The organism is Nocardia sp. NPDC055029, from assembly GCF_053608525.1.
On the sequence record NZ_JBSGVQ010000058.1, the window covers coordinates 1 to 16,556 of the forward strand.

Here is a 16,556-nt window from a genome sequence, read left to right on the forward strand (position 1 = left end):
GTGGCGACGCGTCGTCCGCGTCGCCACCACGGGTTCAACCACCTTGGGGTGGGAAACGCACCCCCCGGGGGGTTACCCCCCAACGCTGGGGTCGCTGTCGGAGTCCCCGCCCGGCGACGACAGTAGAGGCATACGAAAAGCACCTCCTACCAGCGCCAAGGGGACACCACGATGAGCACGATGACCACCGCGATCGCCGACAACGTCATCCAGCTGCCCCGTCGGCAGTCCACCCCGATCGCCACCGATGGCCACCTCGCCGATGCCGATCTGGATCGCTGGGCCAACCGGCTGGCGCGACTGCTGCTGAGCCGCGGCGCCACCGCGGGCGCCCGGATCGCGCTGGCGGTCGGCGCCGCGACCGAGGCGATCGTCGCCGAGGCGGCGGTGCGCAAGATCGGTGCCGTGCCCGTCTCCGTCGCCGACGACGAGTTCGTCTTCGGCGCCTACCTCGGCATCACCACCCGGGCCGACCGGCCCGAACAGACCGACGTCGTCGACTGGCTGGTCCTCGACGATCGCTCGACACTCCAGCGTTATCTGGTCAGCTCGGACGCGCCGCTGTCCACCAGGGATCTGGCCGCGGTCTCGTAGAACCCATTCCGGTCCGGTCCGCACAGGTTCAGAATGGACCTAGATCGCGGAACGCAGCGGGTCGCCGGACCCATGGTGAATACCGAGCTCGAGACATGAGAACGCAGGTCTGCTCATGACCCAGTCTTCCCTGCAGGGACCGGGCACCGCCGCACGCGACGGCGCCTTCCCCTTGTCCGCCGCCCAGCGTGGGATCTGGTTCGCCCAGCACATCGCGGGTGACACCCCCATCTCCATCGCCCAGTACGTCGAACTGTCCGGCCCGATCGACCTCGAGCTGCTGACCGAGGCCGTCCGGCGCACCGGCCGCGAGTTCGGCACCGGCTACCTGCGGCTGATCGACATCGACGGTCAGCCGCATCAGCTCGTCGACCTGAGCCTCGACGCCGACATCCTCGAGCTCGATTTCCGGTCCGAGCCCGACCCGGAGCCTGCCGCGCACGCCTGGATGCGCGCCGAGTACACCGCACCGCTGGATGTGATGCGTGACCGGCTCATCCGCCTGGCGATGCTGCGGGTCGGCGAGGATCGCTGGTTCTGGTACGTGCGGATGCATCACATCGTGCTGGACGGCATGGGCGCGCTGGCCCTGGTCCAGCGGGCGGGCGAGCTCTACAACGCCGCCTTCGACGGCAGGGAGCCGCCGCCGGGCAAGGCCGAACCGCTGCAGAAGATCGTGGAGGCCGATCTGGCCTACCGGACCTCGGCCCGTTTCGACGCCGATCGCCAGTACTGGCGCGAGCACCTGGCCGGAATGGCCGACCCGGTGAATCTCGCCGGCCGCGACGCCGAGGTCGACGCCCACCCCAACCGCGTCGCGGGCGCACTGCCCGCGGAGACGACCGCGCTGCTCGATTCCGTCGCCGCGGCGGTGAACTCCGGTGCCGCGCCGACGGTGGTCGCCGCGTTCGGCGCCTATCTCGCCGCGATGACCGGCGCCTCGGAGGTCGTGCTGAGCCTGCCGGTGTCGGCGCGGACCTCCGCGACGCTGCGCCGTTCGGGCGGCATGCTCGCCAATGTCGTCCCGTTGCGCGTCACCCTGACACCCCAGACCACGGTGGGCGCCGCGATCCTCGCCGTGCAGGGTGAGCTGACCGGCGCGCTGCGCCGCCAGCGCTACCGGCAGGAGGACATCGTCCGCGATCTCGGCTGGGCGATGGACGAGGCGGCGTCGTTCGGTCCCGCCGTGAATCTGATGATGGTGGACACCAGGATCGCGCTCGGCCCGGTCGTCGGGCGGCTGCACGTGCTCACCTCCGGCCTGATCGACGACCTGTTCGTCAATGTGTATCCCGGGGTGGGCGGTGAGAGCACCCACATCGACCTCCAGGGCAACGGAAACCTCTACAGCGAAGCCGATCTGACGGCGCACCACGAGCGGTTCCTGCTGTTCCTGCACCGGTTCCTCCTCGCGGGTCCAGATGCGCCGCTGTCGACGGTGCCTGTCCTTTCCGCCGCCGAGCAGGCCGTGTCGGTGCCGGCACGTGGACCGGCGAGTGTCGGATCCCGCACGCTGCCAGAGATTCTCGCCGCGGGCGCCGCCATCGACCGGAATGCGGTGGCTCTGTGCTGGGGCACGGGCGAGACACTCACCTATCGCGAGGTAGACGAGTACTCGAACCGCCTCGCCCGCGTGCTGATCGCAGCCGGCGCAGGCCCTGAACACGGTGTCGCGCTGTCGATTCCGCGATCGGCCGAATCGTTGCTCGCGACCATCGCGGTGGCCAAGACCGGCGCGCCGTTCGTGCCGATCGATCCGACCTATCCCGCCGACCGGATCGAGCACATGGTGGGCGACAGCGGCGTGGTCACCGGCCTGACCGTCACCGAGGCACGAAAGTCACTGCCGGACAGTGTCGATTGGCGCTCGATCGACGACGAGGCGACCGCCCTGCTCATCGCCGCCCAGGACGCCGGTCCGATCACCGACGCCGAACGGCGGGCCCCGATCCATCCGGATCAGGTCGCCTACGTCATCTATACCTCCGGGTCGACCGGCCTGCCCAAGGGCGTGCTCGTGTCGCACCGCGGTCTGGCGAATCTCGTCGCCAGCTCAGGGGCAGGATTCGGGGTCGATGCGGAATCGGTGGTCGCCCATGCGGTGTCACCGAGTTTCGACATCTCCGTCGAGGAGATCCTGGTGACGCTGGCGACGGGCGCCACCCTCGCGGTGGTGCCGCCTGCGGCATACGCGGGCGAGGAGATGGCGCAGGTGCTGCGCGCGCATCGCGTCACCCATCTCAATGTCACGCCCGCGGTTGTCGGCTCGCTCGATCCGGAAACGCTCCCCGACCTGCGCACCATTGTCGTCGGCGGGGACGCGTGCCCGCCGGAGCTGGTGTCGAAGTGGTCCGGCCGGGCACTGATCAACGGCTACGGTCCCACCGAGACCACCATCACGACGACACTGACAAAGCCGCTGATCCCGGGCGCACCGGTGACGATCGGCAGCCTGGTCCGCGGTGTCACCGGCCTGGTGCTCGACCCCTGGTTGCGTCCCGTCCCCGCGGGCACCGTGGGTGAGCTGTACCTCGCGGGCCCCGGCGTGGCGCGGGGCTATCACCGGCGCAGCGGACTGACCGCGAGCCGATTCGTCGCCGATCCCCACGCGCCCGGTCAGCGGATGTATCGCACCGGCGATCTGGTGCGGTGGACCGACGACGACGGCCGGTTCACGCTGGCCTACCAGGGCCGCAGCGACTTCCAGGTGAAGGTACGCGGCTACCGGATCGAACTCGGCGAGATCGACGCCGCCCTGGAACGCCTGCCCGCCATCGATTTCGCGCTCACCCTCGGTGTCGACACCGCCTCGGGCGCGACCGCGCTTGTCTCCTATGTGACGACGGAACCCGGCGTCGATGTGCATCCCGAAGCGGTGAAAGCCGCTGTCGGCGAACAGCTCCCGGCCTACATGGTGCCGTCGGTCGTCATGGTGCTCGACCGTGTCCCGCTCACGCCGCTGGGCAAGGTCGACCGCAAGGCACTGCCCGCACCGGACTTCGGCGCCCGCACGGTCACCAGCCGGGCACCGTCCACGCCGCGCGAGGAAGCACTCGCCGCACTGTTCGCCGAGGTCCTCGGACTCGACACGGTCGGGGTCGACGACAGCTTCTTCGCGCTCGGCGGCGACAGCATCGTCTCCATTCAGCTGGTCTCCCGCGCGAAAGCCGCCGGGATCGCGTTCAGCGCCAGGGATGTCTTCGAGCGCAAGACGGTCGCGGCCTTGGCGGCCGTGGCGGGCGAGACCGAGGTCCACGTGGTGCACGAGCTGCCCGGTGGCGGTATCGGCCCCGTAGCACTCACCCCGATTGTGCGCGCCATGCTCGAACACGGTGACACGTGGGGCCGGTACAGCCAGGCGGTCTTGATCGGCCTGCCCGCGGGCACCACGCGAGCATCGCTGGCCGCCGCACTCCAGGTACTGATCGACCACCACGATCTCCTGCGCTCTACCCTGCGCGCCGGCGAGGACGGCTGGGAATGGATTGTCGCCGAACCTGATTCGGTCGACGCCGATGCCCTGATCGAGGTGGTGCAGGCAGGTTCCGATCTCGACGACACGATCGACAGCGCCGTGCAGCACGCCGCCGATCTGCTCGATCCAGGCGCCGGTGTCGTCGCCCGCTTCGTGCTGATCGACCGCGCGGACGCCCAGCCGCTGTGCTGGCTGGTCCTGCACCACCTGGTCACCGATGGTGTCTCCTGGCGAATCCTGCTGCCGGACTTGGCGACCGCGGCCTTCGGCGGCACCCTCGAGCCGGTCGGCACCTCGTTCCGGCGCTGGGCGCACGGCCAGCTGGAGCAGGCTGCCGCACGGATCGACGAATTACCGGTGTGGCAGCGCATTCTGGCGACACCCGACCCGGCACTCGGCACCGGCACCTTCGATCCGGCTCTCGATGTCGTCGACACGATGGCGCAGTGGCAGTCGACGGTCCCGTCGGATGTCGCCCACACCATCCTCACCACCCTGCCCGAGCACTTCCACTGTGGCGCGGACGATGTCCTGCTCGCCGCGCTGACGATGGCGGTCTGCCGGTGGCGTGACCGCACCGGCGCGCTGATGCTTCTGGAAGGCCATGGACGCAGCGAGTCCCTGCTGCCCGGCGCCGATGTCGCGCGCACGGTCGGCTGGTTCACCAGCGTGTATCCGGTGGCCGTCGACCTGGCCGGACTCGACCTCGACGACGCGTTCGGCGGTGGCCGCGCGGCGGGATCGGCGATCAAGGCGACCAAGGAGCAGCTGCGCGCGCTGCCCGATCGCGGTGTCGGCTTCGGCCTGCTGCGCTACCTGAACAGCGAGACGGCCGCGACGCTGGCCGACGCACCGACTCCCCAGCTGAGCTTCAACTATCTGGGCAGGGCGGTGACCGGCGGCCACGACGCCTGGGTACCGCAACGCTTCGCGGCGACCGACGACGACCGCGCACCGCTGGCCGCCGTCGTCGACATCAATGCCGTCCTCACCGACGCCGGCCTGGACGTCACCTGGGCGTACGCGGGCAGACTGCTCGACGAGACCGCCGTGCGCGAGCTGGCCGACCTGTGGTCGGCGGCGCTGGACGCCCTCGCCGCCCATGCGCGCAGCGGCGTCTCGGGCGGCCGGACCCCCTCGGACTTCGCACTCGTCACGGTCGACCAGCCGCAGATCGAGACCTGGGAACGGACCTACCCGAACCTCGCCGACGTGTGGCCGCTGTCGCCGTTGCAGTACGGCCTGCTCTTCCACGCGCTCTACGACTCCGACACCGCCGACGGCTACACGGTCCAATCGCTGCTCACCCTGGCGGGAACCGTCGACGCCGCCCGCCTGCGCGGCGCCGCGCAGGCACTGATCGATCGGCACGAGAATCTGCGGGTCGCCTTCGTGGAGACCGACGACGGCCCGCGTCAACTGGTGCTCACTGATGCCGAAATCCACTGGGAAGACGTCGATCTCACCGGAATCGCCGACGTCGAGGAGCGGGCGCGCGAACTCGACCGGATCATCGCCCTCGACGCGCTGACCCGCTTCGCGCTCACCCGGCCCCCGTTGGTCCGCTTCACCCTGATCCGCACGGCACCAGGGGAATTCCGGCTCATCATGACCAATCACCATCTGGTGCTGGATGGTTGGTCGACACCGCTGCTGGTCCGGGAACTGCTCACGCTGTATGTCACCTCGGGTGACCCGTCGGTCCTGCCGCCCGCCCGCTCGTACCGGGAGTTCCTGTCCTGGCTGGGTGAACAGGACGCCGAGGCTTCGATCGCCGCCTGGAAGCAGGCGCTGGCCGGTATCGACACCCCGACCCGCGCCGTCCCCACCCTGGCCGGGATCGAGTCGACCGAGACCGCGATGATCTCGCACGACCTGTCCGCCGAGACCGTCGCCGTGCTCGAAGCCGCGGCGCGCGAGGCGGGCGCGACCGTGAACACCCTGGTCCAGGCGGCGTGGTCGATGCTGCTCGCCATGCTGACCGGCCGCACCGATGTGGTGTTCGGCAGCACGGTCTCCGGCAGGCCGCCGGAGCTGCCCGGCGTCGAGGACATGGTCGGGCTGTTCATCAACACCGTCCCGGTGCGGGTGACACTGGACCCCGCGGAGAAGGTCAGCGACCTGCTGGCCCGCGTGCAGGCCGAGCAGGCGCGGCTGATGGACCACCAGCACGTCGGCCTTGCCGCGATCCACCGCGCCGTCGGCCTCGCCGAACTGTTCGACACTTTGACCGTCTTCGAGTCCTATCCCATCGACCGTGAAGCGCTGTCGCAGGCCTTGGACATCGCGGGCATGCGCGTGCTCGACGTGGAAGGCACCGACGCGACGCCGTATCCGCTCAATCTCATGGTGATTCCGCTGCGCGGCACCGCCGGAGCGGGCGACTCCCTGCGGATCACCGTGAAATTCATGGCCGATCAGCTCGAACACGCTGCCGCGCAGTCATTCCTGGATCGGTTCGCCCGGCTGCTCGGACAGCTCGCCGAGAATCCGCACGTCCTCGTCTCGCAGCTCCAGTACTGCGACGATACCGAATTGGGGACGCTGGCGCCGGTGCGCGGCCCGCGGTCGCTGCCGATGCGGACGCTGCCGGAGATCCTGGCGGCGGGCGCGCGCATCGATCCCGACGCGATCGCGGTCACCGCGGGCGAGCTGTCGATGAGCTACGGCGAACTCGATGCCTGGTCGAACCGGTTCGCCCGGGTCCTGCTGACTCGCGGCGTCGGGCCCGAGGTTTTCGTCGTTCTCGCGCTGACCCGGTCGCTGGAGTCGGTGGTCGCGGTGTGGGCGCTGGTCAAGTCGGGTGCGGCTTTCGTGCCGCTGGATCCGAGCTATCCGGTGGAGCGGATCGAGCACATGCTCACCGATTCCAAGGCGCCGATCGGCGTCACCGTGACGGCGACCGGTGAGACACTGCCCGGCACCATCGACTGGCTGCTCCTCGACGACCTGAACACCATGCGCCGCGCCATGCTGGTCTCCGACGCGCCGATCACCGACGACGAACGCGGCGGCCCCATCGACCTCGACCACACCGCCTACCTCATCTACACCTCCGGTTCCACCGGCAAACCGAAGGCCGTGCTGCTGAGCCATCGCGGAGTAGCCAATCTCACTGCCGCCCAACGGGAAACCCTCGCGCTGGATCCGTCCGCGAGCGCATTGCAGGTCGCCTCCCCCAGTTTCGACGCCTCGGTCTTCGAGATGCTCACCGCGCACGCGGCGGGCGGACGGCTGGTCGTGTCACCACCGGAGGTCTACGGCGGCAGCGAGCTCGAAACGCTGCTGCGTACCGAGCGGGTCACCCACGCCGTGATCACCCCGTCGGCGCTGGCGACGATGGAACCCACCGAGCTGACCGCGCTGCGGGTGCTCTCGGTCGCCGGCGAGGCGGCCACCCCGGAGCTCATCGAGAAGTGGGCGGCGGGCAGACGGATGGTGAACCTGTACGGCCCCACCGAGTTCAGCATCTGGGCCACCGGACCCGCCGAACTCGTCGCGGGCGAGCCGATCACCATCGGCGGGCCGATTCGCGGCGCGGAGGTGGTGGTGCTGGACGGCTGGTTGCGGCCGGTTCCGGTCGGCATGCAGGGCGAGCTGTATCTGGCCGGTCCCGCCCTGGCGCGCGGCTATTTCAATCGGTTCGAGATGACCGCGAGCCGGTTCGTCGCCAACCCGTACGGCGCCGCCGGTGAACGCATGTACCGGACCGGCGACATGGTGCGCTGGGTCGAGCACGACGACGAGCTCGCACTGGAATACCTGGGCCGCAGCGACTTCCAGGTCAAGATCCGCGGCCTGCGGATCGAGCTCGGCGAGATCGACGCGGTGCTCTCCCGCGACGACGAGGTCGACTACGCGGTCACCATCGGACGCGCGGGCCCGGCGGGCGCGACCGTCCTGGTGTCCTACGTCCTGCCCGTACCGGGCGTCGACCTCGACACCGAGCGGCTGCGGGCCTGGGTGGCCTCGGAACTGCCCGGCTATATGGTGCCCGCCTATGTCGTCGTGCTGGACGACATCCCTCTCACCCCGGTCGGCAAACTGGACCGCAAAGCCCTTCCGGTGCCGGACTTCTCGGCCGCGCAACGGCCGTACCTCGCGCCGCGCACACCGACCGAGCAGGCCGTCGCCGAGGTGTTCGCCGAGGTGCTCGGCACCGACCGGGTGAGCGTCGACCAGTCCTTCTTCGAACTCGGCGGCAACTCGCTGAGCGCGACCAAGGTTGTCGCCCGGGTCAATTCGGCGCTCGGCGCCACCATCGCGCTGCGCGACCTGTTCGACGCGCCGACCGCCGCCCAGCTGTCGTCCCGGGTCGTCCCCGCGGGCGACGGCGGCCCCGGCCGCCCGGCCCTCGCTGCGCGCCTGCGCCCCGACCGCATCCCCCTGTCCCCCGCGCAGCAGCGCATGTGGGTGCTCAACCAGCTGGATCCGGGTTCGGCCGCCTACAACATCGCCATCGCACTGCGCCTCACCGGCGACCTGGACGTGGCGGCCATGCGCGGCGCGCTCGCCGATGTGGTGCGACGCCAGGAGAGCCTGCGCACCCGATACCCCGCCGATGCCGAAGGACCACGTCAGGTGGTTGTCGGCATGGACACGGCTACACCCGCCCTGCCCGTGATCGACACCGAAGACGGTGCGCCGCTGCGCGATCGGATCAACGAGCTGGCTGGCACCGGATTCGATCTCGCCAAACAAGCCCCACTGCGCGTCGGGTTGTTCCGGCTCACCGCCCCGGCGGCCGGTTCCCAGAACGGCGTCCCCGTCCACGTCATCGTTCTCGTGGTGCACCACATCAGCGCCGACGGCGCCTCGATGGCGCCCCTGGCCGCCGATCTGGTGACCGCCTATTCCGCGCGCGCGGCGGGCGACGCACCTGCCTGGCCGCCACTCGCCGTGCAGTACGCCGACTTCGCCCTGTGGCACCGCGAGCTGCTCGGCAGCCCGTCGGACGCGGAATCCGTAGCAGCACAGCAGATCCGGTACTGGAGCGAGACCCTCGCCGACACACCCGACGCACTGGAACTGCCGACCGATCGCCCCCGGCCCGCGGTGCAGTCCCTGCGCAGCGACGATGTCGACTTCACCATCGACGACCAGATGCACCGCGCCCTCGTCGATTTCGCCGCCGCCAACAATGTCAGCGTCTTCATGGTGGTGCACGCCGCGCTCGCGGTCCTGCTCGCCCGGCTGGGCGGCACCGACGACCTCGTCATCGGCACCCCGGTCGCCGGCCGCGGTGAAGCGGCGCTCGACGACCTCGTCGGCATGTTCGTCAACACCCTGGCCCTGCGCACACCCGTCGACCCCGGCACCGGATTCCGCCAGTTGCTCGCCGCGGTCCGCACCGCCGACCTCGACGCGTTCGCCCATGCCGACGTGCCCTTCGAGCAACTGGTGCAGGTGCTCGACCCCACCCGCTCGACCGCGCACCACCCGCTCTTCCAGGTCTCGCTGTCGCTGCAGAACTATGTCGAACCGGTGCTCGAACTGCCCGGACTGCGTTTCGAGGTCGAGGATTTCGACCGCAGGTCCTCGGCGTTCGATCTCACCCTCGACCTGCGCGAGCAGTTCTCCGAGTCCGGCCCCGCGGGCTTCGACGGCGTCCTGACCTACGCGACCGACCTCTTCGACGCCGCGACGGTCCGCGCGTTCGCGACACGGTGGCGGCGGGTCCTCGCGGCCGTGCTCGCCGATATCGACGTCCGCCTCGCCGACATCGACCTGCTCGACGAATCCGAACGCGCGGAACTGATCCCGGTCCGCGGCCCCGCCACCTCGGGCACCACGACACTGCCGCGCCTGCTCACGGACACCGCAACGGCCTTCCCCGAGCGACCCGCCCTGGTGTCGGCGGCGACCACCACCTACCGCGAACTCGACGCCCGTTCGAACCAGCTGGCCCGGCTGCTGATCGAAGCCGGTGCGAGCACGGAAACCGTGGTCGCACTGGGTCTCCCCCGCTGCGCCGAACTGCACACCGGCATCTGGGCGGCCGCGAAGGTGGGCGCGGCCTTCCTGCCGGTCGACCCGAAACACCCGGCGGACCGGATCGAGCACATGCTCACCGATTCGGGCGCTCAGGTCGGCCTGACCCTGGCCGCGTTCCGGCCGAAGCTCCCCGACACCACCCGCTGGCTGGTCCTCGACGACCCGGACTTCGCCGCACACCTGCGCACAGCCGACGACGCCGCGCTCACCGCCGCCGAACTCCCGATCCCGATCCGCGTCGACAACCCCGCCTGGATGATCTACACCTCCGGCTCCACCGGAACACCGAAGGGCGTCACCGTCACCCACCGCGGCCTGGCGGACCTGGTGGCGGCCCAGCGCACCGACCTCGGCCTGGACGAGCACTCCCGCGTCTTGCAGGTCGCCTCACCGAGTTTCGACGCGTCCGTCTTCGAAGCCCTGATGGCGTTCGGCTGCGGCGCCGCCTCGGTGATCTCACCACCGGATGTCTTCGGCGGCGCCCCACTCGCGGACCTGATCGACGCCGAGTCGGTCACCCACATGGTGATCACCCCGTCGGCGCTGGCCACCATCGATCCGGCCGAGGTGTCGAGCGTGCGGGTGCTCGCGGTGGCAGGCGAGGCGGTCGGCCCCGACCTGGTCGCCCGCTGGTGTGGCGGTCGGTCCGGCCGGACGATGGTCAACCTGTACGGCCCGACCGAGTACACCATCTGGGCGACCGGGTCCGCGCCGCTGTCGGCGGACGAACCGGTCACCATCGGCACGCCGATCCGCGGTGCGGCCGTCCTCGTCCTCGACGACCGGTTGCGCCCCGTCCCCGTCGGCGTCGCCGGCGAGCTCTATCTCACCGGCACCGCCTTGGCGCGGTGCTACCACGCAAGGCCGAGCCTGACCGCCGCGCGATTCGTCGCCAACCCCTACGGCGCCCCCGGCGAACTCCTGTATCGCACCGGCGATCTCGTGCGCTGGACACGAAGCACAGGCCGCCTCACCGTGGAATACCTCGGCCGCACCGACTTCCAGGTGAAGGTGCGCGGCCAGCGCATCGAACTCGGCGAGATCGACGCGGTCCTCGGCCGCCTCGACGGTGTCGATGTCGCGGTGACACTGGGTGTTCCCGGCCCCACCGGCGCGACCGCGCTCGCGGCCTACCTGGTGCGCGCACCCGGCGCCGACCTCGACATCGCGCGGGTCCGCGCCGAGGCGGCCGACATCCTGCCCGCCTACATGGTCCCCGCCGCTTTCGTCGTCCTGGACGCCATCCCCATCAACGCCGTCGGCAAGCTCGATCGAAAAGCCCTGCCGGAACCCGTATTCGTGGTCGAGGAGACACCGTACCGAGCGCCGGAGACACCGACCGAACACGTCCTCGCACAGATCTATGCCGAGCTGCTCGGCCGCGAGAAGGTCGGCATCGACGATTCGTTCTTCGCGCTCGGCGGCGACAGCATCCTGGCGATCCAGCTGGTGACCCAGGCGAAACTGGCCGGTGTGCACTGCACTCCGCTGCAGGTGTTCGAGCACCGTACGGTGGCCGCGCTCGCTGCCGCTGTCGACGCCGCGGGCGCGGTGGAGGCGCTCGCGGAGCTGCCCGGCGGCGGCGTCGGCGCACTGCCGCTGACCCCGATCGTGCGCTACATGATCGAGCGCGGCGGCGATTTCGACCGCTTCGCCCAGACCGCCGTCCTCGAACTGCCCGTCGGTATCGAGCGCGCGCGGCTCGTCGAGACCCTCACCGCCGTGATCGACCGGCACGACATGCTGCGTGCGCGCCTGTGGCAGGCCGAGGACGGCTGGCAGCTGCGGGTGGCCGACCCGGGCTCGGTCGACGTGGATTCCCTCGTGCACCGCACCGAATACGACGCGGCCGACCCGGTCGAACTGCGCGAATACGCCCAGATCGAGCTCGACTCCGCCCTGCACCGCCTGGATCCGGCCGACGGGATCGTGCTGCAGTTCGTCTGGCTCGACCCGGTCGGTGACGCGGGGTCGCGCACCAGGCCGGGCCGCCTGATCGTCGTCGCGCACCACCTCGTCATCGACAGCGTCTCGTGGCGAATCCTGGTGCAGGACTTGATCGGTGCGTGGGCGCAGGTGTCGGTCGGCAACACCCCGGTCCTCGCCGACGTCGGCACCTCCCTGCGCCGCTGGTCGCACGCGCTGGCCGAACAGGCGCGCGGCGAGCAGCGCCGGGCCGAGCTCGGGTACTGGCAGCAGGTTGTCGGCGGTCCCGACCCGCTGCTCGGCGACCGGCCCCTCGATCCGGCGATCGATCGGGCCGACACCGTGCGCCGTTTCGACATCGAGGTCGACGAGGACGTCACCACCGCCCTGCTCACCACCTTGCCCAGGCTGTTCCACGGCAGCGTCACCGACGCGCTGCTCGCCACCATGGCACTGGCGCTCGTGCGCTGGCGGGCGCGCCGCGGTGTGGACGAGCATTCGGCGCTGCTGCGGCTGGAAGGCCATGGCAGGCAGGAGGAAGTCGTACCCGGCGCCGATCTGTCGCGGACCATCGGCTGGTTCACGTCGCTGTACCCGGTGCGCCTCGACCTCGCCGGTATCGACGTCGAGGACGCGCTCGCCGGCGGCCCCGCCCTGGGCGCGGCGATCCGCGCGGTCAAACACCAGCTGCTGGCGGTGCCCGACAAGGGCATCGGCTTCGGCATGCTGCGCTACCTCGATCCCGAGACTGCCGCCCAGCTCCCGCAGCGGCTCCCCGGGCAGATCCTCGTGAACTATCTCGGCAGGCATACGACGGCCGAGGTCCCCGCCGGGCTGGAAGGTCTCGGCTGGCTGCCCACCGACGACCTCGGCGAGCTGCGCGCGGACGAGCATCCCGAGATCCCGATCATGCAGGCGATCGACGTGAACGCCCTGGTGGTCGGCAACCGGCTGCGCGCCGACTTCGGCTACCCGCAACACCTGCTCGCCCGCAGCGATGTCGCCGAACTCGCCCAGCTGTGGGTCGAAGCCCTCGGCGCGGCCGCGCACTTCGCGGCCACTCCGGCCGCGCAGACGGCCGCGGCCGAGGAAACCGCCGCCCTCGCCGCGCAGACGGCGGCGGCAGCGGAACCGGCCACTGCCGGACAAGCCGGCCTCGGTCTCGATGTGCTGCTGCCGATCCGGCTCGGCGGCGATCGACCCGCACTGTTCTGCGTCCACTCGTCCTCCGGAATGTCCTGGAGCTACCTGGGTTTCGCCGAACAGCTCGCACCGGATCGGCCGATCTACGGACTCCAAGCGCCCGACCTCAGCGGCCGCGAGCCCTCGGCCCGCTCCATCGAGGAGTTCGCGCGGCGGTATGTGCGCGAGATCCGCGCGGTGCAACCGAGCGGCCCCTATCACCTGCTCGGCTGGTCGTTCGGCGGTCTGATCGCCCAGGCCATGGCGGTCGAACTGGCGGCGGCGGGCGAGCGTGTCGGCGTGGTGGCGCTGCTGGACACCGATACCGCCGATATCGACGGCGACACCATCGAGCGCTTGTCACCGGGCGCCTTCATCAACACCTTCGGCTCGATCTTCGGCATCGACAATGTCCCCGCCGACGCCACCGCCGCGGAAGCGGCTGACCTCATCACGGCGAAACTCGGGGGCGTCGAACTCATCGATGCCGCCACCATCGAGCGCATGGCGGGCTCCTACAACGCCTCCGCGGGGACGCGGACCGGCTATCAGCGCCCGGTCTACCACGGCGACATCCTCTATTTCAGCGCCACCGTCGACCCCTCCCCCTGGATGGGCCCGGACGGCTGGCGGCCCTACGTGACCGGCGACATCGTCACCTGCGATGTCGACGTGACCCACGACGAGATGACCAATCCCCATGCACTGTCGGTCATCTCGCCGGTACTCGACGAGCACATGGAAGCAGGAGACCGGATATGAGCGTCGAACGCACTGTCATCCAGAGCCCGACAGCCACCTCCGGCGGCGTGGTCGTCGAAGGGATCGAGAAATCCTTCGGCGATGTGCACGCGCTGCGCGGCGTCGACTTCGTGGCGGCGCCCGGTGAGGTGCTCGGCATCCTCGGCCCCAACGGCGCGGGCAAGACGACCATGGTGAACGTCCTCTCGACGCTCATCACGCCCGATCGCGGCCGCGCGGTGGTCGCCGGGCACGATGTCGTCGCCGACCCGGCGGCAGTCCGTCGATGCATCATGCTGACCGGGCAATACGCCGCCCTCGACGACATGCTCAGCGGCTACGAGAACCTGGTCATGTTCGGCAGGCTCATGGGGATGCGCAAACCCGCCGCCCAAGCCCGCGCCAAAGAACTGATCAGCGAATTCGATCTCGACCAAGCGGCGAACCGGCGGGTCGGCACCTACTCGGGCGGCATGCGGCGACGTATCGATATCGCCTGCGGACTGGTGGTGCGCCCGGACGTGGTCTTCCTCGACGAGCCGACCACCGGCCTGGATCCCCGCAGCAGGCAGGGGGTCTGGGATCTGGTGCGCAGCTTCAAGAGAGAGGGCATCACGACCCTGCTCACCAGCCAATACCTGGAGGAAGCCGATGCGCTCAGCGATCAGATCATCGTGATCGACCACGGCGTGGTGATCGCCGCGGGCACAGCGGACGAACTGAAACAGCGTATCGGCGGCAGCTACTGCGAGATCGTCCCGCTCGATCTCGAGGACCTGCCCGCCATCGCCGCCGCGCTCGGCTCGCTGCTGCCCGCGGAGATCCTGGCGGCGATGACACCGGAGTCGGATCGCATCACCATTCCCGCTCCGGATGGCGCCAAGACGCTCGCCGAGGCGCTGCGGCGGCTGGACAACGCGGCGATCGAACTCGTCGACATCGCCCTGCGGCGCCCGTCGCTCGATGAGGTGTTCCTGCAACTCACCGGCCATCTGGCCTCGGCCGAGAGCGAATCGGAGGCCGCCTCATGACGGCCACCCTGTGGCACACCCACGTTCGCGCCACGCCGGACACGGTGCAGCAGTGGTGGGTACTGACCACACGGCTGATCGTGCCCTCGGTCAAGTCCGGGGAGGTCTTGATGTCGATAGTGGCGCCGTTGGCGTTCGCCGCCAGCTTCTACATCCCGCTCAATACCGTGATGATGTTCTCCGGCAACGGTTTCAGCAGCTACGCCCAGTACATGATGCCGCTGGTGGTGTTGCAGTCCGCCTCGTTCACCGCCATCTCGGCGGCCTTCCGGTCGGCCAGCGATGCCGTGGCCGGTCTCAATCGCCGCTTCGGCTCGATGCCGCTGCGCCCGCTCGTTCCCGTCGCGGCGCGGATGTCGGCCAACATACTCCGGGCGTCGATCGCGCTGGCCGGGGCGGTCGTCGCGGGCTATGTCATCGGCTTCCGCTTCCGGCTCGACGCGTGGCATACCCTCGGGTTCCTGGCGTTCTCGCTGGTCATCGGCATCGTGTTCACCCTCGGCGCCGATGTCATCGGCACCGCGTCCAAGAGTCCGGAGGCGACATCGCAGCTACTCGTGCTGCCGCCGTTGATCTTGGGCATGCTCTCGACCGGTCTCGCACCGGCGAGCCAGTTCCCCAGCTGGATCCAGTGGTTCGTCCGCAACCAGCCCGTCTCGCAATACGCGATCGCGCTGCGCGCGCTGGCCGGTGACACCGCGGGCAACGCGGGGACGGTGAGCTGGTCGCTGATGGGGCCACCGCTGCTGTGGGCCGCGGGCACCCTGCTGCTCTGCCTGCCACTGGCCATCCGGCTCGGTTCGAGGAGGGCGTGATGCTGGAGCGCTCGGAGACCTCGCCGGTTTCGCTGATCCGGCACACGCTGATCCAGACGCAGCGCCTGCTGGTGCGCTGGGCACGCAGTCCGATCACCGTGCTGGAGACGCTGCTGATCCCGTGTCTGCTGCTGATCATGCTGGACATCGTCGTCGGCGGTCAGATCGAGAAGTTCACCGGTGACGACGCCCTCTACGGTTCGGTCCCGATGGTCGCCGTCGTCGGCGCCCTCTCGGGCGCCGTCGCGAGCGGCGTCCTGCTCGGCCGCGAACGAGAAGCCGGTCTGCTTGCCCGGTTCTGGGTGCTGCCGGTGCACCGGGCCTCCGGTCTCGTCTCACGCATCCTCGCCGAGGGCTGCCGCATCGTGCTCGGCACCGTGGCCGTGCTGATCGTCGGCTTCCTGCTCGGCTTCCGCTTCCACCAGGGCCCCTGGGCGACACTCGCTTTCCTGCTGGTGCCGGTGATCTTCGGGCTCTCGTTCGCCACGATCGTGACCGCCGTCGCCGTCTTCACCGCGAAAACCTCACTGGTCGAGACCATTACGCTCGTCACCTCGCTGATGATGTTCTTCAGCACCGGCTTCGTCCCGCTGGTCGCCTTTCCGACATGGATTCAGCCGATCGTGCGCAACCAGCCGATGTCGGTCGCCGTCGACGCCATGCGCGGGCTCGCCGACGAAGGCCCGATCGCGCGCCCCCTGATCCTCACCCTGCTCTGGTCGTTCGGCGCCCTCGTGCTGTTCGCCGTGCCTGCCACCATCGGCTTCCGGCGCGCGAGCAGGCAGTGAGATCGGGCCG

General features: G+C 69.9%; 5 protein-coding genes. All 5 read left to right on the top strand.

What is annotated here, in order from left to right:
- Positions 1-171 precede the first annotated feature (171 nt).
- The 5 genes from ACWF9G_RS32290 to ACWF9G_RS32310 all read left to right on the top strand — a co-directional run bounded on the left by ACWF9G_RS32290 (position 172) and on the right by ACWF9G_RS32310 (position 16,546).
- Positions 172-594, top strand: a complete 423-nt coding sequence (locus ACWF9G_RS32290; protein WP_452519919.1) for an AMP-binding protein — start codon at positions 172-174, stop codon at positions 592-594.
- Positions 595-709: 115 nt separating this feature from the next.
- The gene (locus ACWF9G_RS32295) at positions 710-13,933 is read left to right on the top strand and encodes an amino acid adenylation domain-containing protein (protein ID WP_452519921.1); all 13,224 of its coding nucleotides are present in this window, start codon (positions 710-712) and stop codon (positions 13,931-13,933) included.
- Positions 13,930-14,943, top strand: a complete 1,014-nt coding sequence (locus tag ACWF9G_RS32300) for an ATP-binding cassette domain-containing protein (protein ID WP_452519922.1) — start codon at positions 13,930-13,932, stop codon at positions 14,941-14,943. Before ACWF9G_RS32295 ends, ACWF9G_RS32300 begins: the two co-directional genes overlap by 4 nt.
- Complete coding sequence (locus ACWF9G_RS32305; protein ID WP_452519923.1) at positions 14,940-15,758, top strand: ABC transporter permease; 819 nt, start codon at positions 14,940-14,942, stop codon at positions 15,756-15,758. Before ACWF9G_RS32300 ends, ACWF9G_RS32305 begins: the two co-directional genes overlap by 4 nt.
- Entirely contained in the window at positions 15,758-16,546 is a 789-nt protein-coding gene (locus ACWF9G_RS32310) for an ABC transporter permease (protein ID WP_379305306.1), read from the top strand. Before ACWF9G_RS32305 ends, ACWF9G_RS32310 begins: the two co-directional genes overlap by 1 nt.
- Positions 16,547-16,556 lie beyond the last annotated feature (10 nt).

What these genes read in the sequence shown, in the direction of transcription:
- ACWF9G_RS32310 (WP_379305306.1), top strand. Translation starts at nt 15,758, where the DNA reads ATGCTGGAGCGCTCGGAGACCTCGCCGGTTTCGCTGATCCGGCACACG.
- ACWF9G_RS32295 (WP_452519921.1), top strand. Translation starts at nt 710, where the DNA reads ATGACCCAGTCTTCCCTGCAGGGACCGGGCACCGCCGCACGCGACGGC.
- ACWF9G_RS32305 (WP_452519923.1), top strand. Translation starts at nt 14,940, where the DNA reads ATGACGGCCACCCTGTGGCACACCCACGTTCGCGCCACGCCGGACACG.
- ACWF9G_RS32300 (WP_452519922.1), top strand. Translation starts at nt 13,930, where the DNA reads ATGAGCGTCGAACGCACTGTCATCCAGAGCCCGACAGCCACCTCCGGC.
- ACWF9G_RS32290 (WP_452519919.1), top strand. Translation starts at nt 172, where the DNA reads ATGAGCACGATGACCACCGCGATCGCCGACAACGTCATCCAGCTGCCC.